17 protein-coding genes, 1 tRNA gene and 1 pseudogene are annotated in these 22860 nt (G+C 67.9%); 13 read left to right on the forward strand and 6 right to left on the reverse strand.

The genetic code is table 11. The annotated features are described in order from the left end of the window. From AC5RV3_RS00100 to AC5RV3_RS00140, 9 genes are all read left to right on the forward strand, one after another. Complete coding sequence (locus AC5RV3_RS00100; RefSeq protein ID WP_494120459.1) at positions 1–1119, forward strand: prephenate dehydrogenase; 1119 nt, start codon at positions 1–3, stop codon at positions 1117–1119. Beyond that, the gene (gene cmk, locus AC5RV3_RS00105; RefSeq protein ID WP_494109104.1) at positions 1116–1820 is read left to right on the forward strand and encodes a (d)CMP kinase; all 705 of its coding nucleotides are present in this window, start codon (positions 1116–1118) and stop codon (positions 1818–1820) included. The genes AC5RV3_RS00100 and cmk overlap by 4 nt, the downstream gene beginning before the upstream one ends. 275 nt (positions 1821–2095) lie before the next feature. Further along, positions 2096–3649 (forward strand): ribosome biogenesis GTPase Der, encoded by a 1554-nt coding sequence (der, locus tag AC5RV3_RS00110; protein ID WP_494120460.1) that lies wholly within the window; start codon positions 2096–2098, stop codon positions 3647–3649. Positions 3650–3775: 126 nt separating this feature from the next. After that, positions 3776–3849, forward strand: a tRNA-Pro gene (locus tag AC5RV3_RS00115). 141 nt (positions 3850–3990) lie between these two features. After that, the gene (gene gcvH, locus AC5RV3_RS00120; RefSeq protein ID WP_493977985.1) at positions 3991–4377 is read left to right on the forward strand and encodes a glycine cleavage system protein GcvH; all 387 of its coding nucleotides are present in this window, start codon (positions 3991–3993) and stop codon (positions 4375–4377) included. 75 nt (positions 4378–4452) lie between these two features. After that, positions 4453–4932, forward strand: a complete 480-nt coding sequence (locus tag AC5RV3_RS00125; RefSeq protein WP_494113529.1) for an FHA domain-containing protein — start codon at positions 4453–4455, stop codon at positions 4930–4932. 75 nt (positions 4933–5007) lie between these two features. Next, a complete protein-coding gene (gene ftsR / locus AC5RV3_RS00130; RefSeq protein WP_494120992.1) occupies positions 5008–5685 on the forward strand; it encodes a transcriptional regulator FtsR in 678 nt (225 codons plus the stop codon). Between the two features lie 11 nt (positions 5686–5696). Further along, positions 5697–6200, forward strand: a complete 504-nt coding sequence (locus AC5RV3_RS00135) for a bifunctional nuclease family protein (protein ID WP_494113528.1) — start codon at positions 5697–5699, stop codon at positions 6198–6200. 227 nt (positions 6201–6427) lie between these two features. Continuing rightward, the gene (locus tag AC5RV3_RS00140; protein ID WP_493999446.1) at positions 6428–7024 is read left to right on the forward strand and encodes a MerR family transcriptional regulator; all 597 of its coding nucleotides are present in this window, start codon (positions 6428–6430) and stop codon (positions 7022–7024) included. Between the two features lie 132 nt (positions 7025–7156). On the opposite strand, the gene AC5RV3_RS00145 is transcribed toward AC5RV3_RS00140, so the two are convergent. Continuing rightward, the gene (locus tag AC5RV3_RS00145; protein WP_494120461.1) at positions 7157–7996 is read right to left on the reverse strand and encodes a ParA family protein; all 840 of its coding nucleotides are present in this window, start codon (positions 7994–7996) and stop codon (positions 7157–7159) included. A 305-nt stretch (positions 7997–8301) separates the two neighbouring features. On the opposite strand from AC5RV3_RS00145, the gene AC5RV3_RS00150 reads away from it, so the two are divergent. After that, complete coding sequence (locus tag AC5RV3_RS00150) at positions 8302–11733, forward strand: pyruvate carboxylase (RefSeq protein ID WP_494120462.1); 3432 nt, start codon at positions 8302–8304, stop codon at positions 11731–11733. Positions 11734–11806: 73 nt separating this feature from the next. On the opposite strand, the gene AC5RV3_RS00155 is transcribed toward AC5RV3_RS00150, so the two are convergent. Beyond that, complete coding sequence (locus AC5RV3_RS00155) at positions 11807–13615, reverse strand: AMP-dependent synthetase/ligase (protein WP_494120463.1); 1809 nt, start codon at positions 13613–13615, stop codon at positions 11807–11809. A gap of 176 nt (positions 13616–13791) precedes the next feature. On the opposite strand from AC5RV3_RS00155, the gene AC5RV3_RS00160 reads away from it, so the two are divergent. Then, a complete protein-coding gene (locus tag AC5RV3_RS00160) occupies positions 13792–14751 on the forward strand; it encodes an ROK family glucokinase (protein ID WP_494120464.1) in 960 nt (319 codons plus the stop codon). A 15-nt stretch (positions 14752–14766) separates the two neighbouring features. Here AC5RV3_RS00160 and AC5RV3_RS00165 read toward each other — a convergent pair whose 3' ends face one another. Beyond that, positions 14767–15237: a hypothetical protein gene (locus AC5RV3_RS00165; RefSeq protein WP_494120465.1), complete on the reverse strand. Its 471-nt coding sequence runs from the start codon at positions 15235–15237 to the stop codon at positions 14767–14769. Next, entirely contained in the window at positions 15224–16012 is a 789-nt protein-coding gene (locus AC5RV3_RS00170) for an alpha/beta hydrolase (protein ID WP_494120466.1), read from the reverse strand. The genes AC5RV3_RS00165 and AC5RV3_RS00170 overlap by 14 nt, the downstream gene beginning before the upstream one ends. A gap of 159 nt (positions 16013–16171) precedes the next feature. Here AC5RV3_RS00170 and AC5RV3_RS00175 point away from each other — a divergent pair. Continuing rightward, positions 16172–16858 (forward strand): annotated as a pseudogene (locus AC5RV3_RS00175) (lysophospholipid acyltransferase family protein); the annotation flags it as partial. Between the two features lie 490 nt (positions 16859–17348). Further along, entirely contained in the window at positions 17349–18734 is a 1386-nt protein-coding gene (locus tag AC5RV3_RS00180; protein WP_494120467.1) for a class II 3-deoxy-7-phosphoheptulonate synthase, read from the forward strand. A 123-nt stretch (positions 18735–18857) separates the two neighbouring features. On the opposite strand, the gene pknB is transcribed toward AC5RV3_RS00180, so the two are convergent. Together pknB and AC5RV3_RS00190 are read right to left on the reverse strand one after the other, a co-directional pair. Continuing rightward, positions 18858–20843: a Stk1 family PASTA domain-containing Ser/Thr kinase gene (pknB, locus tag AC5RV3_RS00185; protein ID WP_494120993.1), complete on the reverse strand. Its 1986-nt coding sequence runs from the start codon at positions 20841–20843 to the stop codon at positions 18858–18860. A gap of 77 nt (positions 20844–20920) precedes the next feature. Then, positions 20921–22681: a LysM peptidoglycan-binding domain-containing protein gene (locus tag AC5RV3_RS00190; RefSeq protein ID WP_494120468.1), complete on the reverse strand. Its 1761-nt coding sequence runs from the start codon at positions 22679–22681 to the stop codon at positions 20921–20923. Between the last annotated feature and the right edge of the window lie 179 nt (positions 22682–22860).

The raw sequence follows: 22860 nt of genomic DNA on the forward strand, positions 1-22860 counted from the left end.
GTGAACCCAGCACACGCGCAGGCCACCCATCTGTCCGGTCCGGTCCTGGTGATCGGGACCGGGCTGCTCGGAGCCAGCATCGGGCTTGGCCTGCGTGCCCGTGGTATCGATGTCCTGCTCTCGGACCCGTCGCCGTCGGCCCAGGCCGTGGCGCAGGACATCGGTGCCGGACGGATCCTGCCCGCCGGGGAGAGGGTGGAACCCCAGCTGGTCGTCGTCGCGGCGCCGCCGGATGTCACCGCCGCCGTCGTGTCGCGGGCCCTGCGCGACTACCCGGACGCCGTCGTCGTGGATATTGCCAGCGTCAAGACGGCCGTCTTCGAGGCGCTGGCCAAGGATCCGGACCTGGGGGAGGCGGACCTTGGCCGTTACGTGGGCACCCACCCGATGGCGGGACGGGAAAAATCCGGCCCGGTCGCGGCCCGCGGCGAGATCTTCACGTCGATGCCGTGGGTCCTGTGCCCATCGGAGTTGTCCCTGCCGGGTGCGGTGAAGACCGCACACGCGCTGGCGATCGACCTGGGCGCGGTGGTTTCCCAAATGTCGGCCGACGAACATGACGCCTCCGTGGCGTTGATCTCGCACCTGCCGCAGGTGATGTCGTCGCTGCTGGCCAGCCGGCTGCAGGACACGCCGGCGCACGCCTTGTCCCTTTCCGGCCAGGGCCTGCGCGACGTCACCCGGATCGCGGCCAGCGACCCGGCGTTGTGGGTGCAGATCCTCGGCGCGAACGCGTCCCGGCTCGTGCACATCCTGTACGGCGTCCGCGAGGACCTGGAACGGCTGATCACGACGCTTGAGCACCCCGAGGCCGACGGCTCCCGGTTGGACCTGGCCCAGCTGATCAGCGAGGGCAACGCCGGCCAGGCTCGGATTCCCGGCAAGCACGGTGCCCCTCCGCAGGCGTTCGCGTGGCTGACCGTCCTGGTCGACGATACGCCGGGCCAAATCGCCCGCCTGCTCACCGAGATCGGCGAGGTGGGCATCAACCTGGAAGACCTGCGCCTGGAGCACTCGGCCGGCCAGCCGGTGGGGCTGGCGGAGCTCGCCGTGCTGCCCGGCAAGCGGCACGAATTGATTGATTATTTGACTTCACACGGATGGAAGGTTGTGCAATGAGCGCGGCGGAAGTGGATATGGCTCGTTACCGGCAGGGCAAGGCGCTGGTGGTTGCCATCGACGGGCCGTCGGGCTCCGGAAAGTCGTCCGTCAGCAAGGAAGCCGCCCGCCGGCTGCACGCGTCCTATCTCGACACCGGCGCCATGTACCGGGCCGTGACCTGGTACTGCGTCAACACCGGTGTGGACTTGGCGGATGCGGCGGCCGTCGAGCAGGCCAGCAAGGACGTCGACCTGCAGATCAGCACCCATCCCGACGACGAGTATGTGCGCATCGGCTCGACGGACATCACCGACGAGATCCGCGAGCCGTCAATCTCCGCATCCGTGAGCGCCGTGGCCACCACGCTGGGGGCGCGGGCCGAGCTGGTCCGGCGCCAGCAGCAGATCATCGCCGATTCCGGCCGCCGGATCGTTGCCGAGGGCCGCGATATCACCACGGTGGTTGCTCCCGACGCCGAGGTGCGGCTGCTGCTGACCGCCAGCGAAGAGGCGAGGCTGCGCCGGCGCGGCCTCCAGCTGGGCGGGACGCAGAGCGACGCCGACCTGCACGAGCAGGTGCTGGCCCGCGACGCGAAGGATTCGACGGTCGTGAACTTCTCCGAGGCCGCCGACGGCGTCTTCACCGTGGACTCCTCCGATCTGGATTTCGAACAAACCGTCGAAGCGGTGCTCGCCGTCGTGCGGCATGCCGCCCACTGAACCAGCCGGCGCCGGCACCGGTGCGGATCACCGGCGGCAGCGGGATGCTACCCCTCGCCGCGGCCGCGTTTTCCACGTGGCGTTCGTCTCCCCGGAGACCTGCCGGCGGCTGCCCTCGGTGTCCGGCCGTGTTTCAATGGACACTGCAGCCGAAGAGATCCGCCGGCAGCTGTCCGGCCATTGCCGGCACAGCGTGGCGTTCACCGGGCAGCCGCTTCCGGCCAACCACGCCCGCGACGACAATCGGCTTGCTGCCTACCCAGAAGGAACAGACGATGAGTGACACCCAGCCCGGATCCTCCCCGGCGGACCGGCCGGCCGACGAGGAATACCGTCCGGCGGGCGAGGACCAGATCGCCGAGCACATGCTTGAGCTCGATGATGCCGAAGCCGAATTGCGCGCCGCGTCGCTGCGCGCCGGCCTGGCCGACTACGACCTTGACGACGAGGACGCCGCGCTGCTGGCCGCGGCCGGAGAGCCCGTCCCCGAAGACGAACCGCTGCGGGTGGCGCCCGTGCTGGCCATCGTCGGCCGGCCCAATGTGGGCAAGTCGACGCTGGTGAACAGGATCCTGGGCCGGCGCGAGGCAGTGGTCGAAGACACGCCCGGCGTCACCCGCGACCGGGTCTCCTACTCGGCCCACTGGAACGGACGCCCCTTCACCCTGGTGGACACCGGCGGCTGGGAGCATGATGCCCGCGGCATCCACGCCCGCGTCGCCGACCAGGCCGAAATCGCGGTGGACATGGCCGATGCCGTCCTGCTGGTCGTCGACGCCAACGTTGGGGCCACAGCCACCGACGAAGCAGTGGTGAAGATGCTCCGGCGCAAGAAGAAGCCGGTCATCCTCGTGGCCAACAAGGTGGACGACATGGCCCAGGAAGCCGAAGCCGCCACCCTCTGGGGCCTCGGTTTCGGCGAGCCCTATCCCGTATCGGCGCTGCACGGCCGGGGCACGGCCGACATGTTGGACGCCGTCATGGAGGTGCTGCCGGAGTTCTCCGCGTATGGGGGGCTGGAACGCACCGGGGGGCCCCGCCGGGTCGCGCTGATCGGCCGTCCGAACGTGGGCAAATCGTCGCTGCTGAACAAGCTGGCCGGCAGCGAGCGGGTGGTCGTCGACTCGATCGCCGGCACCACGCGCGATCCGGTCGACGAAATGATCGAACTGGGCGGGCGGACGTGGCGCTTCGTCGACACGGCCGGGATCCGCCGCCGCGTGCACATGCAGCAAGGTGCCGACTTCTATGCTTCGCTCCGCACGCAGGCAGCGCTCGAAAAGGCGGAGGTCGCCGTCGTGCTGTTGGCCGTGGACGAAGTGCTCAGCGAGCAGGATGTGCGCATCCTGCAGCTGGCCATCGATTCCGGCCGGGCGCTGGTGCTCGCCTTCAACAAGTGGGACCTGCTGGACGACGACCGCCGCCGGTACCTCGAACGCGAGATCGAGCAGGACCTGGCCCACGTGGACTGGGCGCCCCGGGTGAACATCTCGGCCAAGACCGGCTGGCACAAGGACAAATTGGTCCCGGCGCTGGACCGCGCCCTCGAATCCTGGGACAAGCGCATCCCCACCGGCCGCCTCAACGCCTTCCTGGGCGAGCTGGTCGCGGCCCACCCGCACCCGGTGCGCGGCGGCAAGCAGCCGCGCATCCTGTTCGGCACGCAGGCTTCCTCCCGGCCGCCGAAGTTCGTGCTGTTCACCACCGGTTTCCTGGACCCCGGCTACCGCCGCTTCATCACCCGCCGGCTGCGTGAAACATTCGGCTTCGAAGGCACCCCGATCGAGGTCAGCATGCGGGTGCGCGAGAAGCGGTCCCGCAAGCACTGATCCGGCCCCGGCGCGCGGTCCGGGCACCGGCGCCACCGCCCCGCGGGGGCGCCGGTGGTCATGGCGCAAGGAAAAATGCTGTACAGTATTTGAGGTGGTTCCGCCGGTTGCATGAAGGCGGAACTTCGGGTTGTGGCGCAGCTTGGTAGCGCACTTGACTGGGGGTCAAGGGGTCGCAGGTTCAAATCCTGTCAACCCGACAGCAAGGGATCCGGTCCGCGAGGGCCGGGTCCCTTTTCCATTGGCTTGTGCAAGGCCCTCTATGCCTATACTTTCAGCGATGGCGGGGAACGGATCCCTGCCGCAGCAACTGGCCGTCCATGGTGCGAGAAAGGCAACCGATGAGCAATATTCCTGCCGACCTGAAGTACACAGCCGAGCATGAGTGGGTGGCTGCCGCGGACGCCGAGGGCACGGTGCGCCTGGGCATCACTGACTTCGCACAGGACGCCCTCGGCGACGTGGTCTACGTGCAGATGCCGGAAGCCGGCTCTTCCATTACCGCCAATGAGGTCATCGGCGAGGTGGAATCGACCAAGAGCGTCAGCGACATCTACGCTCCCGTCAGCGGCGAAGTCGCGGCCGTCAATGACGCGCTGGAGTCCGACCCCGCCCTGATCAACTCCGATCCGTACGGGGAGGGGTGGCTGCTGGAGGTCAAGCTTTCGGATCCGGCAGCGCTGGAGACTCTGCTCAGTGCCCCGGAGTATGAACAGCAGGTAGGCTAGGAGCTACCGGAGCCACACGACGGCCAACCGGTCCTGAACCGGTTGGCCGCTACATTTCTACGGGAGGAACTATTGATGGTGGGCGAAGCTCGTAACGCCACAAACAGCGGGAACGGCGACGGCCGGAACCCGGAGGCGAACGCGGAAACCACATCCATCTCTTTGCCGCCGCAGACGCTGGTTAACGTCGCCAAACCGAGGCTTACCTCCGAGGAGGAAGCATCGGTGCTGGCGCTGCCTGCTGGGTCGGCGCTGCTGATAGCCCACGGCGGCCCGAACGCCGGGGCGCGGTTCCTGCTGGACCAGGACGTCACCACGGCCGGCCGGCACCCGGAGGCGGACATCTTCCTTGACGACGTCACGGTGTCGCGCAAGCACGTGGAATTCCGCCGCTCCGGCGACGGTTTCATGGTGGTGGACTCCGGCAGCCTCAACGGCACCTACGTCAACAACGACCGCGTGGACAGCCTGCAGTTGCGGACAGGCAATGAGGTGCAGATCGGCAAGTTCCGCCTGACCTACTACGCAGGCACGGCGGCAAAGGGGCAGGGCTAACCTGTGCCCGGGTCCCAGCCAGCACGGCGCACCCTCGGGTCGTCCCGGGAGGGGTACCGCAGCAGCGTCCTCAATATCGGCGAGGTGCTGCAACAGCTGACCGAGGAGTTCCCGCAGATCACGGCTTCCAAAATCCGCTTCCTGGAGGAAAAAGGGCTGATCAGTCCCCAACGCACGCCGGCCGGCTACCGGAAGTACACCACCCAGGACGTTGAACGCCTCCGTTTTGTGCTGGCCCTTCAGCGCGACCAGTACCTGCCGCTCAAGGTCATCAAGGATTACCTCGACGCGATAGACCGTGGCGAGCGGCCGGAAGCCCTTCCCGGCGGCATGACCCTGGCTCCCCGGATGGTCTCGGAACCGCTGGCGGCAGAACTCAATGGACGGGGCCGGGCGTTTACGCGGGCCGAACTGCTGCAGATCAGCGGAGCCTCCGCGGAGCTCGTGGACGACCTTCTCGCCTACGGGCTGATCAACGCCCACGATGCCTGTTTCGATGAACACGCACTCAAGGTCGTGCGCGCCTGCACGCAGCTGGGCAGCCATGGGATCGAACCGCGGCACCTCCGTCCGTTCCGGGCCGCCGCGGACCGCGAGGTCGGGCTGGTGGAGCGCGCCGTGGCACCGCTGGCGTCCCGGCGCGACGTCGCCTCCCGGGCGCGTGCCGCGGAAGCCGCCAAGGAAATCAGCGATCTGTGTTTGAACCTGCACACTGCGCTGGTTCACGGGCACCTGGCCCAAATGGACCGCTGAACGGAGAAGCCATGCTCGAACTCGAGGTTGTCGGAGTCCGCATTGAACTCCCGTCGAACCAGCCGCTGGTGCTGCTCAAGGAAACCGACGGCGAACGACACATACCCATCTGGATCGGGGCGCCGGAAGCCAGCGCGATTGCGTTCGCCCAGCAGGGCATCAAACCGCCGCGCCCCATGACCCACGACCTGCTGCGCGACGTCGTCGACGTGCTCGGCCGGCGCATCACTGAAGTCCGCCTGGTGACGGTCCAGGACACCGTCTTCTTTGCCGAGCTGGTGTTCGACGGCGGGGCCACCGTCAGCTCCCGCGCCTCGGACGCCATCGCTGTGGCACTGCGCGTGCCCTGCCCGATCTACTGCGCGGACGAGGTGATGGATGAGGCCGGGGTCAAGATCGCCGAAGCGGCCGACGACGAGGAATCCGACGGCCAGGCGCAGGAGACCGCGGAAAGCCAGTTGCGCGAGTTCAGGGAATTCCTGGCCGACGTGGAGCCCGAGGACTTCGAGAAATAGCCGACGCCGGCCTCTGGCCCGGCGCCCCAACCGCCGGTCCCGGGTCCGGGCATCCGACACGCCGCAGCAAAAAAGCCAGCGTCTTTGACCGGCGGCCCCCGCCGTTCTAACGTCGAAGCATACAGTTCCCATTGCAGCGCAGGCCAACTCAGGGCAGACTTAGACCAGACCTCTGGGCTGACTGCGATGCTCATTCCCCACAGGGAACTTCGACAAGGAGGGTTCACGTGAGTCCTAAAGGTGATGCGGGCGAGATGCCGCACGCTCTGCAGACCGGCGCTGCCATACCCGCAAGTGCCCAGGGCTTGCTGTTCACCGAAGACCTGCCCGTACTGGACGAGGACGCCGGCTACCGCGGTCCCACGGCATGCAAGGCGGCCGGCATCACCTATCGGCAGCTGGACTACTGGGCACGCACTGGACTGGTGGAACCCGCCGTGCGCGGCGCATCGGGCTCCGGCTCCCAGCGCCTGTACAGCTTCCGCGACATCCTGGTCCTGAAAGTGGTCAAGCGCCTGCTCGACACCGGCGTCTCGCTGCAGCAGATCCGCTCCGCCGTTGGCCACCTGCGCGAACGCGGCGTGGAAGACCTGGCCCAGATCACCCTCATGAGCGACGGGGCCAGCGTCTACGAGTGCACCTCCGCAGACGAGGTCATCGACCTGGTCCAGGGCGGACAGGGCGTCTTCGGCATCGCTGTCGGCCGGGTGTGGCGGGAGGTCGAAGGCAGCCTCGCGGAGCTCCCCAGCGAACATGCCGCAGAGGAGCAGGACTTTCCCGACGACGAGCTGAGCCGCCGGCGCGCTGCGCGCAAGATCAGCTGAGCGATAACAACGGCTTAAACAGCGGGAGGGGCTCCGGGGAAACCTGAGCCCCTCCCGTACTTTAAGGTGCGATCCAGGCGGTCCCTGCCGCCGGGCCGGGACCCGCTGCCAACCGGGCCGCCAGCCTGGCCGTCAGCTGGGCTGGCGGCGGAGCGCGCGGCTGCGCATCCGCCCGGAGTCGGTCAGGTTCCTGAGCAGCTCGTCGAAAAGCTCGGCCGCCTGCCGTGCCGATTCACCCGGCCACTGGTGGACGGAATGCGCCGCACCCTGGATCTGCTGCCAGTTCGCCTGCTCCGCGATGGTGGGGGAGAGCAGCAGGTCGCCGAACATGGTTTGCATTTCCGCCAGCCGGTAACCGTGCTCATTGGAGCTGGGCCGGACACGGTTGGCCACCACCCCGGCCGTCTTCAGGTCCGGGGCGAATTCTTCCCGGAACAAATCGATGGCCCGCATGGTGCGTTCGGTGCCGGCCACCGAGAAGAGGCTTGGCTCGGCCACAAGCAGCACCCGGGTGCTCGCCGTCCACGCCATGCGCGTCAGTCCGTTGAGCGACGGCGGGCAGTCGATGAGCACCAGAGAGTAATCATTGACCCGGGAGAGCACGGTGGAAAGCCTGCGCAGGTCCCGGCGGCTCAGATCGGGCCGGTCGTAGATGCCGGAGTAGGCAGAACCGATGGCGACGTCGAGAACCTTCCGCCCGGCAGCCGGCGCGCTGCCGGAATCCGCTGACGCCACCCAGCCGCTCGGGGCGACGTTGGCCCGCAGATCGGCTTTGCGCGCGTTCTTGAGGAGCCGGCCGACGTCGGTCTGGCGGGACGGTTTGACGCCGAGTCCCGTGGTCGCGTCAGCGTGCGGATCCAAGTCGATGACCAGCGTGGGGATTCCCGCTGCCAGCGCCGCAGAGGCCAGGCCCAGCGTGACCGAGGTCTTGCCGACCCCGCCCTTGAGGCTGCTGATGCTCACTACTTGCACGTAAAAACCAAAACCTAACGTATCGAGTCGTGGGGCTTCTGCGCCGGACCTGTCTTCACGGCACCCTATTCATCATAAGTGGAGCGCCGCAGCACACCGTGCCACCCGCGCCGTCGGGGCGTTTCGCCGCCGGCGCCGTAACATGCGGACCGTAAGGACGGCCACAGTGCGTGATCTGTGCAACACTGGCTTGCCAGTGCAACGGGCCGTCCGTGAGACTTGGCTCACTGGAGTCCGCCGGCGCCGGCGCCGGACGGTCGTGCTTCACCCACAAAGTCCGGACCCGGCAACGATGCAGGAGTGAAATGTTCGAAAAGATCCTGGTAGCCAACCGTGGCGAAATCGCCATCAGGGCGTTCCGCGCGGCCTATGAGCTGGGCGCCAAAACCGTGGCGGTGTTCCCGTACGAGGACCGCAACTCGATCCACCGGCAAAAGGCCGACGAAGCGTATCTGATCGGTGAGCAGGGGCATCCAGTCCGGGCTTACCTCGACGTCAACGAGATCATTCGGGTCGCCAAGGAATCGGGCGCGGACGCCATCTACCCCGGCTACGGGTTCCTGTCCGAGAACCCGGAGCTGGCCCGCGCCGCTGCCGGTGCCGGCATCGCCTTTGTCGGCCCAAAGGCCGAGGTGCTGGAGCTCGCGGGGCACAAGGTCCACGCCCTGCAGGCAGCCCGCAAGGCCGGGATCCCGGTGCTGAAGTCCACCGAACCCAGTGCGGATCCGGAGAAGTTGCTGGTCGAAGCCGAGGAGATCGGCTTCCCGATCTTCGTCAAGGCAGTTGCCGGCGGCGGCGGCCGCGGCATGCGGCGGGTCGACAGCCGCAATGAACTTCCGGACGCCCTCGCGGCCGCCATGCGGGAAGCCGACACCGCCTTCGGTGATCCCACCGTATTCCTTGAACAGGCCGTGCTGCGGCCGCGCCACATCGAAGTGCAGATCCTGGCCGACGGTCAGGGCAACGTCATGCATCTCTTCGAACGCGACTGCTCGCTCCAGCGCCGACACCAGAAGGTCATCGAAATCGCCCCCGCACCCAACCTGGACGAGGGCATCCGGCAGGCACTGTACCGGGACGCGGTCAAGTTCGCGCAAGCGCTCGGTTACACCAATGCCGGCACGGTTGAGTTCCTGGTGGACACGGTCGGTGAACGGGCCGGGCAGCATGTCTTCATTGAGATGAACCCCCGCATCCAGGTCGAGCACACGGTGACCGAGGAGATCACCGACGTCGATCTGGTGCAGTCCCAGCTGCGCATTGCCGCAGGTGAGACCCTGGCCGACCTGGGCTTGTCCCAGCAGGCCGTGTCCGTCAACGGCACCGCCATGCAGTCCCGTATTACCACCGAGGACCCGGCCAACGGATTCCGTCCGGACGTGGGCAAGATCACCGCCTACCGGTCGGCCGGCGGCGCCGGCGTCCGGCTGGACGGGGGCACCATCTACACCGGTGCCGAAATCAGCCCGCACTTTGACTCGATGCTGGTCAAGCTCACTTGCCGCGGCCGCGACTTTGCGACGGCGGCCGCCCGCGCCAAGCGTGCCCTGGCCGAGTTCCGCATCCGCGGCGTCTCCACCAACATCGCGTTCCTGCAGGCGGTGCTGGAGGATCCGGACTTCCTGGCCGGCAACGTCGCCACCTCGTTCATCGACGAGCGGCCGGAACTGCTCAGGGCCCGTGTCTCGGCCGACCGCGGCACCAAGCTGCTCACCTGGCTGGCGGACGTCACCGTCAACAAGCCGCACGGCGAGCTGCCCGTGTCCACGGCACCGGTGGCGAAGCTGCCCGAACCCGCCAGGCAGGCGCTGGAGGCCACCGGTGCGCTGACAGCCGTTCCGGCGTCCGGCTCCCGGCAGCGGCTGCAGCAGCTGGGCCCGGAGAAGTTCGCGGCCGCGCTGCGGGCCCAGACAGCCGTGGCGGTCACGGATACGACCTTCCGTGACGCCCACCAGTCGCTGCTGGCCACCCGGGTGCGCACCAAGGACCTGCTCAACGCCGCACCCGCCGTCTCGGCCCTCACCCCGCAGCTGCTCTCGGTCGAGGCGTGGGGCGGCGCAACCTACGATGTCGCGCTGCGGTTTTTGGGCGAGGACCCGTGGGAGCGCCTGGCGGCGCTCCGCCAGGCGATGCCGAACATCTGCCTGCAGATGCTGCTGCGCGGACGGAACACGGTCGGCTATACCCCGTACCCGGAGGAAGTCACCACGGCGTTCGTCCGGGAAGCGGCCGCCACCGGCATCGACATCTTCAGGATTTTCGATGCGCTCAACGATGTCTCCCAGATGGAACCTGCGATCCGGGCCGTGCGGGAGACCGGAACGGCCGTGGCCGAAGTAGCGCTTTGCTACACCGGAGACCTGCTGGATCCGGCGGAGGACCTGTACACGCTGGATTACTACCTGGAGCTGGCCGGGCGGATCGTTGACGCCGGGGCGCATATCCTGGCGATCAAGGACATGGCCGGTTTGTTGCGCCCGGCGGCCGCGGCGAAGCTGGTCACCGCGCTGCGCGAGCGCTTCGACCTGCCGGTGCACGTGCACACCCACGACACGGCCGGGGGCCAGCTGGCGACGCTGCTGGCCGCCGTCGATGCCGGTGCAGACGCGGTCGACGTCGCCAGCGCGGCCATGGCCGGCACCACCAGCCAGCCGCCCATGTCGGCGCTGGTCGCGGCGTTGGCGCACACCGAACGCGACACCGGCCTGGACCTGGCCGCCGTGGGCTCGCTGGAGCCCTACTGGGAAGCGGTCCGCCGCGTCTATGCCCCGTTCGAGTCGGGGCTGCCGGGGCCGACCGGCCGCGTGTATGCGCACGAGATTCCGGGCGGCCAGCTCTCCAATCTCAGGCAGCAGGCCATCGCGCTGGGACTCGGGGAGCGGTTCGAGGCGATCGAGGACATGTACTCCGCCGCGGACAAGATCCTGGGCCGCTTGGTGAAGGTGACCCCGTCGTCCAAGGTAGTGGGCGACCTGGCCCTCCAGCTGGTCGGCGCAAACGTCGATCCCGAGGAGTTCGCGTCCGACCCGGGGAAGTACGATATCCCCGATTCCGTCATCGGCTTCCTCTCCGGCGAGCTGGGCGATCCTCCCGGCGGCTGGCCGGAGCCGTTCCGCACCAAGGCCTTGGCGGGGCGCAATATCAAACCGCGCAACGAGGAGTTGACGGCCGAGGACTCGGCAGCGCTGGCCGCGGACCCGGCCACCCGGCGTGCGGCCCTGAACCGGCTGCTGTTTGCCGGCCCGGCCAAGGAGTTCGAGAAAATCCGGGAAACGTACGGCGACGTGTCCGTGCTGGACACGCTGGACTACCTGTACGGGCTGCAGCCGGGAACCGAACACGTGATCGAGCTCGAAAAGGGCGTCCGCCTGATCGCCATGCTGGGGGCCATCTCGGAGCCGGATGAGAAGGGCATGCGCACCGTGCACTGCACGCTCAACGGCCAGCAGCGCAATGTGATGGTGCGCGACGCCAGCGTGGAATCCGAGGTCAAGGTCGCGGAGAAGGCCGACCCCGCCCAGCCGGGACACGTGGCGGCTCCGTTCGCGGGCGCAGTCACCGTCGTCGTCAAGGTCGGCGACACCATCAAGGCGGGCGACACCGTGGCCACCATCGAGGCGATGAAGATGGAGGCCGGCATCACGGCTCCCGCCGGAGGCACCGTCACGCGGCTGGCGGTCTCCGCCGTCGAACAGGTCCAGGGCGGAGACCTGCTTCTGGTCATCGACCCGGCCTAGGGCCGGAGGCACGCACCCGGGAAGAGACACGCAGGGCCGCGGCTGAAGCCGCGGCCCTGCGTGTCCGGCAAGGTTACTGACGCACGCCGGCGTAAATCTGCTCCACGTACTCGTCGAAATCGGCCAGCACCTGCGCCCGCTTGATCTTCAGCGACGGTGTCAGGTGCCCCGATGCTTCCGTGAAGTCGGACGGGATGATCCGGAAGGACTTGATCCCTTCCGCCTGGGAGACGGTCTGGTTGGCCCGGTCGATGAGCGCCTGGATTGCCGCCTTCACGACTTCGTGGTCGGCTGCCTGGTCCATCGTGGTGCCGGCGGGCAGGTTGTGGCGGTCCAGCCAGCCGGGCAGCGCCTCCTCGTCCAAGGTGATGAGCGCGGAGATAAACGGCCGGTTGTCGCCGATCACCACGCATTGGGAAACCAGCGCATCGGCGCGGATCTGGTCTTCGAGCTGGGCCGGGACAACGTTCTTGCCGCTGGCCGTGACGATGATTTCCTTCTTCCGGCCGGTGACGCGCAGGAAACCGTCGGCGTCCAGTTCGCCGATGTCACCGGTGCGGAACCAGCCGTCTTCGAAGGCCTCGGAGGAGAGGTCGGGACGGTTGTAGTAGCCGCGAAGCACACAGACGCCCTTGGCGAGGATCTCGCCGTCGTCGGCGATCTTGACGGCGTTTCCGGGCAGCGGGGCCCCGACCGAGCCGATCTTGACCAGTTTGGGGGTGCTAACCGACACCGGGGCCGTGGTTTCGGTCAGGCCGTAGCCTTCCAGCACCAAAAGGCCGATGCCGTGGAAGAAGTGCCCCAGCCGTTCGCCCAACGGACCGCCGCCGGAGACCGCGTGCTCGACCCGACCGCCCATCGCCTCACGGATCTTGTGGTACACCAGCTTGTCGAAGAGCTTGTGCTTTAGCTTGAGCATCAGCGGTACCTTGCCGGCTTCATCGGCCCGGGACCAGGCGACGGCCGTGTCCGCGGCAGCATGGAAGATCTTGCCCTTGCCGCCATCTTCCGCCTTGAGCATGGAACTGTTGTAGACCTTTTCGAACACCCGCGGGACAGCCAGGATGAAGGTTGGCCGATAGCTTTGCAGATCCGGCAGCAGGTTCTTGATGTCCGGAGTATGCGCCACGGTGGCACCCACGGCGACGCACAGGACGGAGACAAACCGCGCGAAGACGTGGGCCAGCGGCAGGAACATGATGGTCTGTGCGCCCTCGTGGGCCACTTCCGGCAGCGCCGCCGCGGCGTTCTTGGATAGCTCCACGAAGTTTCCGTGGGTCAGTTCACAGCCCTTGGGCCGGCCGGTGGTGCCGGAGGTGTAGATGATCGTGGCGAGGTCGTCCAGGCCTGCGACCGTACGGCGTTCCTCCACGGCGGCGTCGGGAACATCCCGGCCGGCGGCGCGGAGCGCGTCCAGCGACTCCTCGCCCAGCTGCCACACGTGTTTCAGGTCCTCCAAGCCTTCGTTGAGGGCGGCCTGGCGGATCTTCGCCTCATGGGAGGCGCTTTCCGCGAAGACTGCCACGGCACCGGAATCGCCGAGGATCCAGGCGATTTGGCTGGGAGAGGAGGTTTCGTAAATCGGCACCGACACGGCGCCGGCGAACCAGATGGCGAAGTCCACAAGGGACCATTCATAACGTGTTCGGGCCATGATGCCTACCCGGTCTCCCGGCTGAACGCCGCTGGAGACCAGCCCCTTGGCCAACCGGGTCACGTCCGCGAGGAACTCAGTGGCACGGATGTCCTGCCACTTCCCGGATGAGTCCTTGCGGGAAAACAAGGCCGGATTCGATGCCTTCTGCGCCTGCTCAACCACCAGGCCGGCGATATTGGCATCCCGTGGAACGTCAACCAGGACGGGCACGCTGTATTCGCGCACGATAGCTCCTCACTTCTTCAGCTGTGGCCAGCTCGGTATAGCCTCCCTGATGGAGGTTCCTTTTAGCCTATAACCTAAATCACAGCGGATATTGGCAGGTAACCTACGAAACGGTAACGGGTCGGCCCGCTCCTCGCCTAAGCCCCCAGCCTGGATGGGCTGCTTAAGATGGTCTGGTGGAGAACAGCGCCCTGGCGGTGGGGATAGACATCGGCGGCACCAAGGTGGCGGCCGCGGCCGTGGACCGGTCCGGGGGCGTCGTCGCTGAGCTGGTCCGCCCCACGCCAGGACGCGATCCGCGGCACGTGGAACACCTCATCGCGACGTTGGTGCGGGAGTTGGCGGCGGACCACCACGTCGCCGCGGTGGGCGTCGGAGCGGCGGGGTGGATGGATCTTGCCGGCGGGACCGTGCTGTTCAGCCCGCACCTGGCGTGGCGGAACGAACCGCTGCGGGACAACCTGGAGCGGCTGCTGGGCCGGCCCGTCACCGTGGTCAACGACGCCGATGCCGCCGCCTGGGGCGAGTTCCGCTTTGGTGCCGGAACGGGAGAGCGGCGTCTGGTCTGCATCACCCTGGGCACCGGCATCGGCGGAGCCATGGTGATGGATGGCCGGCTGGAGCGTGGCCGGTGGGGTGTTGCCGGGGAATTCGGCCACCAGGTCATCATGCCCGGCGGGCACCGCTGCGCGTGTGGAAACCGCGGCTGCTGGGAGCAATACGCCTCGGGCAATGCCCTGGGACGCGAGGCCCGGGAGCTGGCCGCGGCGAACTCCCCGGTGGCCCAGCGCTGGCTGCAGGCCGCGGGCGGGGTGGTGGATGACATCACCGGTGCGGTGGTGACGGACCAGGCGAAACGGGCCGACCCTGCCAGCATCCGGCTGCTGGAAGAGGCCGGGGAATGGCTGGGGCTGGGGCTGGCCAATCTTGCCGCGGCGCTGGATCCCGGCATGTTCGTGATCGGCGGCGGGCTGTGCGAAGCCGGCGACCTGCTGTTGGAGCCGGCCCGCCATGCGCTGGAGCGGAACCTGACCGGCCGCGGGTTCCGGCCGGTGGCGGACGTGCGGTTGGCTGGCCTGGGGCCGAAGGCCGGAATGATCGGCGCCGCGGACCTGGCCCGCGGCGCTTCCACCTGATTCCACGGCCAATCGCTAGACCCGCGCGCCGTCGTCGTGCCCGTCGCGTTCCTTCGGCAGCCGGAAGACCAGGTAGACGGCAGCGGCCACGAAGAGGGCCACCAGCGCCAGTACCGCAGTGAAGGGTGCGCCGGGCCAGAACATGGCGGTCAGCAGCAGGCCCAGCGGAGCCCCCACAGCCCCGATCCACGCCAGTACCAGCAGCGGTTCGCCTGCGCCCAAGGGAGCAGGTTCCGGCGGCACGTAGCCCTCGTCGTCGTCCGGTTCCGCGACGGTGTAATCCCGCGGGCCGGGCGGGGCTTCATGCGCCGGGACCTCCGGCAGGCGGTTCTCGAAAATCTCGCGCAGGCGTTGGGGATCGGCACCGTTGCCGGCAGCGGGCCGGTCCGGAGGCGTGCCGTCCGCGCTCCCGGAGTCTGTCTCTTCCAGCCGGGCCACCAGATCCCGCCAGGCGGCGTCGTCCCGGTCCTGGTCATGCCCGGGCATGGGTGGCTCCCGTCTGCCCCAGTGACGTGGCCGCAGTGGCCTGGATGAATTCGGCCGACCGGCGGTAGATCAGGTCGGCGTCGTGGTCCATGGTGGCCACGTGATAGCTGTCCGCCAGCGGCACCACCTCCAGCCGGTCCGTGCCGATCCGCCGCCGGAGCACATGCATGGAAGATTCCGGGACTATGTGGTCCACCGCGGAGCGGAAAACGAGTGTCGGAGCAGTGACGCGGGGCAGATCGGCCACGACCGTCTTGAAGAGCTGGCCCAGCTGGTGCGCGGCAGCCACCGGAGTGCGTTCGTAGGCGCCCTCATCCATGCCCGGCTTGTTGATGTCGTTGCCAATGGCCGGCACCGAGCGCAGGACGTACTTCAACAGGCCCGTGAGCGGCGCCCGCGGGTCCGCGATGGTGAGACCCGGGTTGACCAGCAGCAGGCCGGCGACCGGGCGGTGCGCGGCCAGCCGCAGCGCCAATGCCCCGCCCATGGACAGCCCGGCCACGAAGACGTGGCTGCGCTCGCGGGCGAGCTCCGAAAAGGCCTGCTCGGCCGCCCCGTACCAGCTTTGCCAACGGGATGTGGCCAGATCCTGCCACGTGGTGCCGTGACCGGGCAGCAGCGGCAACCGTACCGCGAAGCCGGCATCGGCCAGGCTTTCCGCCCACCCCCGCATACTGCGCGGGGAACCGGTGAAACCATGCAGCAGGACGACGCCGACGCGGGAATTCGGGCCGTGCCCGGGGCTGGAAAAGACGCCGTCGGCAACAGAAGTCATGGCACTATCGTGTCATTATGGGAGCCGTTCGGCCATCGATAGCCGGCCGGTTCCTTCTCCGGTACCCCCATCCTGCGCAGCCACGCAGACGCAAAGCTGGAGTAGAGTCTCAAGCGGTATTGGTAAACCGGCCGGCGGCGGCGGAACGGAAAGGCACACGTGTTCTACTGGTTCATGAAGACCATCGTCGTAGGACCGGTGGTCCGGCTACTCTTCCGGCCATGGGTCAAGGGGCTGGACAACATTCCGGACAGCGGCCCAGCGGTGCTGGCCAGCAACCACCTTTCCTTCTCCGACTCGATTTTCCTGCCCCTCGCGGTGCCCCGGCCCGTCGTGTTCCTGGCCAAGAGCGAGTACTTCACCGGCAAAGGCGTCAAGGGCAAGCTCACCGCGGCTTTCTTCAGGATGACCAACCAGCTTCCAATGGACCGATCCGGCGGAGCGGCCTCGGCCACGTCCCTGCTGGCAGGACGGGACGCGCTGCAGGACGGCGGCCTGCTGGGCATCTACCCGGAGGGCACCCGGTCCCCGGACGGAAAGCTGTACCGAGGCAAGACCGGTGTGGCGAAGTTGGTGCTGCACACCGGCGTGCCGGTGATCCCGGTAGCGATGATCGGTACGGACAAGGTGCAGCCCATCGGCCGGCGCATCCCCAACATCCGCCGGGTGGGCATCATCATTGGCAAGCCGTTGGATTTTTCCCGCTACCAGGGGCTGGAAGACGACCGGTTCATCCAGCGTTCGGTCACCGACGAGATCATGTACGAGATCATGCGGCTCTCCGGCCAGGAATACGTCGATTCGTACGCCAGCACGGTCAAGGCCAGGCTGACCGCACGCAAACCTGCCAAGGCGGAAGGCCAGCGCCACGCAGCCGTCGGGCTGCCGCCGGAGCAACCGGAGCCTCCAAAGGCCAAAGCGCCCGGAGCCATCACGGTTGTCGGCGGTCCGGCACCCGCCGCCGCTGGACCGGCACCCGCCGCCGCTGGACCGGCACCCGCCGCCGCCGGACCCGCACCCGCCGCGGCCGGACCGGGGGAGGCGCAGTCCGAGGCGGACGAGCCCGCTGCCGGCCAGGCCGCAGCCGCCACACTCTCCGGCGCCCTGCCCGAGAGCGCGGCCGAGAGCGCGGCCGACAGAGCGGCCGGGCAGAGCGGTGCAGGCGGCGAAGCCGAAGCGGACGGAGCGGCTGCGGCCGGCCTCCCGGCCGCCGGGGGAGCAGTCCCCGGATCCGGCCGGAAGCGCCGGCGCTGACGCCGTCGGAATGTGACGCCCATGTGGCCGCCCATGACCTCTTCACGTGAAGCCAGCGAAGCCGCAGGTCTACGATTGAAGGGTGACCGATACAACCTTCATTTCTTCCGTTCCCGACCAGCTGCCGACGGCAGCGGACTATCCCGGTCTGGATGACTGGCGAGAGCTGCCGGTGGTGCAGCAGCCCACCTGGCACGATCCCTCGGTCTACGCGTCCTCCGTTGCCGAGCTGAACTCCCTGCCGCCGCTGGTCTTTGCCGGGGAAGTCGACGTCCTGCGGGAGCGTCTGGCCCTGGCTGCCGATGGTAAAGCGTTCCTGCTCCAGGGCGGGGACTGCGCCGAAACCTTCGGCGGAGCCACCGCCGACAAGATCAGTGCCCGCGTCAAGACCATCCTGCAGATGGCCGTGGTGCTCACCTACGGCGCCTCGCTGCCCGTGATTAAGATGGGCCGGATGGCCGGCCAGTTCGCGAAGCCCCGCTCGTCCAACGACGAAACCCGTGAAGGCGTGACGCTGCCGGCCTACCGCGGCGACATGGTCAACGGCTTCGATTTCACCCCCGAGTCCCGGGCCCACGATGCCAGCCGGATGGTGCAGGCGTACCACACGTCCGCTTCCACCCTGAACCTGATTCGGGCGTTCACGCAGGGCGGTTTCGCCGACCTGCGCTTGGTGCACCACTGGAACAAGGGCTTCACGGCCAATCCGGCACATTCACGCTACGAGTCACTGGCACGCGAAATCGACCGTGCCGTGAAGTTCATGGACGCCTGCGGCGCCGACTTCGACGCCCTCAAGCGGGTCGAGTTCTTCGCCAGCCATGAAGCGCTGGTGCTGGACTACGAGCGCGCGCTGACCCGCATCGATTCGCGGACCGGTCTGCCGTACAACACCTCGGGGCATTTCCTCTGGATCGGTGAACGTACCCGCCAGCTGGACGGCGCCCACGTGGACTTCCTGTCCAAGGTGCGCAACCCCATCGGCGTCAAGCTGGGCCCGACCACGTCCGCCGACGACGCCCTGCGGCTGATCGACAAACTTGATCCCCAGCGCGAGCCGGGCAGGCTGACCTTCATCACCCGGATGGGTGCCGGCAACATCCGCCATAAGCTGCCGGAGCTTGTGAAGCGGGTCACCGAGAGCGGTGCCAAGGTGCTCTGGGTGACCGACCCCATGCACGGCAACACGGTCACCTCGCCCAACGGATACAAGACCCGGAACTTCGACGACGTCATCGAAGAGGTGCGCGGTTTCTTCGACGTGCACCACGAACTGGGCACGTTCCCGGGCGGCCTGCACGTGGAAATGACCGGCGACGACGTGGCGGAGTGCCTCGGCGGCGCCGATCCCATCGATCAGAACGCCTTCCTGGACCGCTACGAGTCCGTCTGCGACCCGCGGCTGAACCACATGCAGTCCCTGGAAATGGCGTTCCTGGTGGCGGGGGCGCTCTCCCGCCAGCGGTAGCCCGACCCACGCTTGCCGCCCGGCGCTGCTCAGGACGGGGACACGGAAGGCCCGGAACCAGGTGAACAGGTTCCGGGCCTTCCGGCCGTCACGGGACGCGGGCGCCGCCGGCGGCTGGCAGCATCAGACCACGGTCAGCGTGACGACCGAGCCCTCCGGCAGAGACCCACTGTCCGGGTCCTGTGTCCGCACGGTGCCGAAGAAGCCGCCGAGGAACTCCTTGACCTTCACCTCGAAGCCCAGTTCCTCCAGCGCACGCTTCGCCTCGTCCACCTGCTGGCCCACAGTGTCCGGGACCTCGACCATCCGCGGGCCCTTGGAGAGTGTCAGGGTGACGGTGTCGCCGCGAATAACCTGGCCCTCGGCCGGCGTCTGCGCCGCCACCGAGCCCGCCGGAACGTTGCGGTCGAACACGGCCTCCGGGGCCACCTCCACCTTCAGGCCGGCGCCTTCCAAGGCTGCGGCGGCGTCGGACTGCGGCTGGCCGACCACCTGCGGCACGCTGAACGGCTTCGGCCCCTTGGAGACCGTGAGCCCGACGGCGGTGCCCCGCCGCAGCTGTTCGCCTTCGGCGGGTTTGTGGCTGAGGACGATGCCTGCCGCTACTTCCTCGTCGTACGCTTCCTTGACGTCCCCGGCGGCAAGCCCTGCTTCTTCCAGCGCGGCGGTGGCCTCCTTCACGCTCATGCCCGCCAGCGGCGGCACCCCGAAGAGCTCCGGGCCCTTCGATACCACGAGGGCCACCTGCTCGAAGCGGCGGATTTCGACGGGCGCATCGGGTTCCGTGCCGACGGCCAACCCCGCGGCCACCTTCTCGTCGAAGACTTCCTCGAGCGTGAACTCCAGCCCCTGGTCCCGGAGCATGCCCTCAGCTTCCGCCACCGGCTTGCCGGTTACGTCGGGAACGGAAACGATGGCGCCGGGCCCGATGCCGAAGAACCACCCTGCGGCTGCGACCAAGGCAGCCACGATGGCCAGGACGACAATCCAGATGATGCCTCGGCGTCGGGGATTGCCGCGGCGCAGGTTTTGTTCAGGGCGCCGCGAGCGGCGGGCCACTTCCCGCTGGCGCTTCTTCGATTCGCGGGCGGACAGCGGCCGCTGCTGCCCGGCCGGCGCCGCTGCGGCGGCCTCGCCGGCGCTGAAAACCTGCGTGTGGTGTGCGGAGCGGGAAATGACGGTGGTGCGGTGCGGATCGGAAGGGATGACCTGGGTGGATGATGTCGCCGCCGGCCCGGTCCGGGCTGCCTGGGCATCCAGCTGGGCATCGCTGAGCGACTTGTGCACGTGCCGCAGTTCGCCCAGCAGCGCTGCGGCGTCCACCGGCCGCTGGTCCGGATCCGACCCCGTGCACCAGAGCACCAGCTCGTCGAGGTCGGGAGCCAGCCCGGGAACCAGGGTTGACGGCGCGGGCACGGTGGAATTGACGTGCTGGAACGCCACCTGGATCGGCACCTCGCCGGTGAACGGCTGGCGCCCGGTCAGCATCTCGAACAGCATGATGCCCACCGAGTAGACATCGCTGCGTTCATCGGCCGCGGTGCCGGTGACCAATTCGGGCGGCAGGTATGCGACGGTCCCGATCAGGGACCCGGTGCTGGTGCTGGTGGTCACGGCGCGCGCCAAGCCAAAATCGCCGAGCTTGACCCGCCCGTCGTCGGACATCAGCACGTTCTCCGGCTTGATGTCGCGGTGCACCAGACCGGCGGCGTGCGCGGCGGCCAGCCCTTCGATGACGGGATCAAGGACTGCCAGGGCGTGCCGCGGCGTCAGCGGAGCGGACTCGTCGAGCAGGTCCCGCAGCGTGTGCCCGGGCACGTATTCCATCGCGAGGTAGGCGACGTTGCCGTCGATGCCCTGGTCGTAGACGCCCACCACGTGGGGGTGCGAGAGCCGGGCCGCGGACTTGGCCTCGCGTTCGAACCGTTCCAGGAAACCGGCGTCTTCCGCCAGGTAGGGATAGAGCACCTTGAGCGCCACATTGCGGTCCAGCCGGGTGTCGGACGCCAGGTAAACGGTGGACATCCCGCCGCGCGCCAGGCGCGAGGCAACCCGGTAGCGCCCGTCGATCAGGGCGCCGACCAGTGAATCAGTTGCCGGTTGCACTATACGATCCTAAGTCCTCACAGCGAAAGGACCCGAATCCACACCGTGGTTCGGGTCCTTTGCACGGGGACGGCGGCCCGCTAGAACTTCTTCATGTGCGATTTCACCGCGGCCACGTAGGCCTTCGTGTCGCTATACATGCCGTAGGTCATCACGCCGTACTGGCCCTGGTAGTAGGACGCAATGGCGATGTCCAGGGACGGGCTGGTGCTCACCAGGGACCGGATGATCGCTACGCCGGCGGTGGCGTTGTCGTAGGGGTCGAGCAGGTTGAGCTTGCGGCCCACCAGGGTCGAGGCCCACTCGCCCGAGGACGGAATGACCTGCATGGCGCCGATCGCGTTGGCCGGCGACACGGCGTCCTGCTGGAAGCCGGATTCCTGGTAGGCGTGCGCCAGGGCGAGCCGCGGATTCACGCCCATCTTGACCGCCGTTTCGGCGATGATGTCCTTCATCTGGGCCTGGGTGGGCTGCGGCGTGGAGAGCAGCAGGCGCTTGTTTTCGTTGGCCTTGCCGACCACCGCGGCCGGATACGTGTAGTGCAGGAAGGTGCTGGGCACCAGCGGCTGGGCCGAAGCGTTGCCGACGTTCGACGTCGTGGTTTGCGCACCGCCGGGGACGCTGATCTTCTGGCCCGGATAAATGATCGAGGTCGACTTCAGGCCGCTGGACTGCAGCAGGCTGGACAGCGTCACGTTGAGCTTGCCGGCAATGCCGGAAAGCGTGTCGCCGGACTTGACCGTGTAGCTGCCCCTGCCGGTGGCTGCGGTGCTGCTGGCCGGCGCCTTGGACGACGCCGACGCGCTGGTCACGGACGAACCGCTCACCTTGATCTTCTGGCCGGGGTGGATGACCGAGGTGACCTTGAGGTTGTTGGCGGCGAGGACGGCGCCCAGGCTCATGCCGTGGCGGGCGGCAATTCCGGAGAGGGTGTCACCCGGCTTGACCGTGTAACTGCCGGTGCCCGAGGGGGCGCTGGTCCGGGTGGAAGGTTTAGCCTGGGCGGCGGACGGGACGCTGGAAGCCTTGGTTCCGCCCGTGACCGAAACCTTCTGGCCCGGGTAGATGATCGAGCTGATCTTGAGGTTGTTGGCGGAGAGGAGGGCGCCCAGGCTCATGCCGTGCTTGGCGGCGATGCCGGAGAGCGTGTCGCCGGACCTGACCGTGTAGCTGCCGGCGCTGGTCTTGGTGGAAGGTTTCGCCTGGCTCGCGGCCGAGGCGGTGGAGACGCGGGCGGCCCCGCCGTTGACCGAGATCTTCTGGCCCGGGTAGATGATCGAGCTGATCTTGAGGTTGTTGGCGGAAAGGATGGCGCCCAGGCTCATGCCGTGCTTGGCGGCGATGCCGGACAGGGTGTCGCCGGACTTGACCGTGTAGCTGCCGGAACGGGACGAGGACTGCGTCGCCGCCTTGCCGGAGGACTTCGCTGCCGAGCCGCCCAGCTTGATCTTCTGCCCCGGGTGGATGATGGTGCTGGCACCCAGGCCGTTCAGCGACAGCACTTTCTGCACGGACAGGCCGTAACGGGCCGCTATGCCGCTGACCGTCTCACCGGCCCGGACCGTATGGGCGGCGGGAGTGGTCTGCGCCCGGAGCGAAGCGGGCAACTGGGCAACAACCTGGGAAGCGGGAATGAAAGCAGTCGCCGGAACGGTGACGCCCGGAATCGCCGCCTTGGGCTGCAGCGCCGAGCGCGGTGGCAGGTCGGCTGCCTGGGCCGGCATGGCCAAAGCAGCGGAGGACAGCACGACGGCGGGAATCGCCGCGGTTGCTGCCGCGGACAGCAGCACCCGGCGGGGCTGGCTGCGGTCGGTGCGCGTGATCGGGCGCTGATCGGTCATTGGTGTCCCTCATCCTTGTTTTGCGGCCTGGCGAGCGTCCCCCAACGGGCCGCACAGTGGTACTGGAGTGCCATTTGTTATCGATGTGAAAACTGTTACTCAAGTGAATTTACACTATTGACGCATAACACAAAAGCCACTGCGGGAGAATGAAGAATGAAGGCGGCGTGTCGAAAAGG

Source organism: Arthrobacter sp. Y3221114 (genome assembly GCF_059092625.1).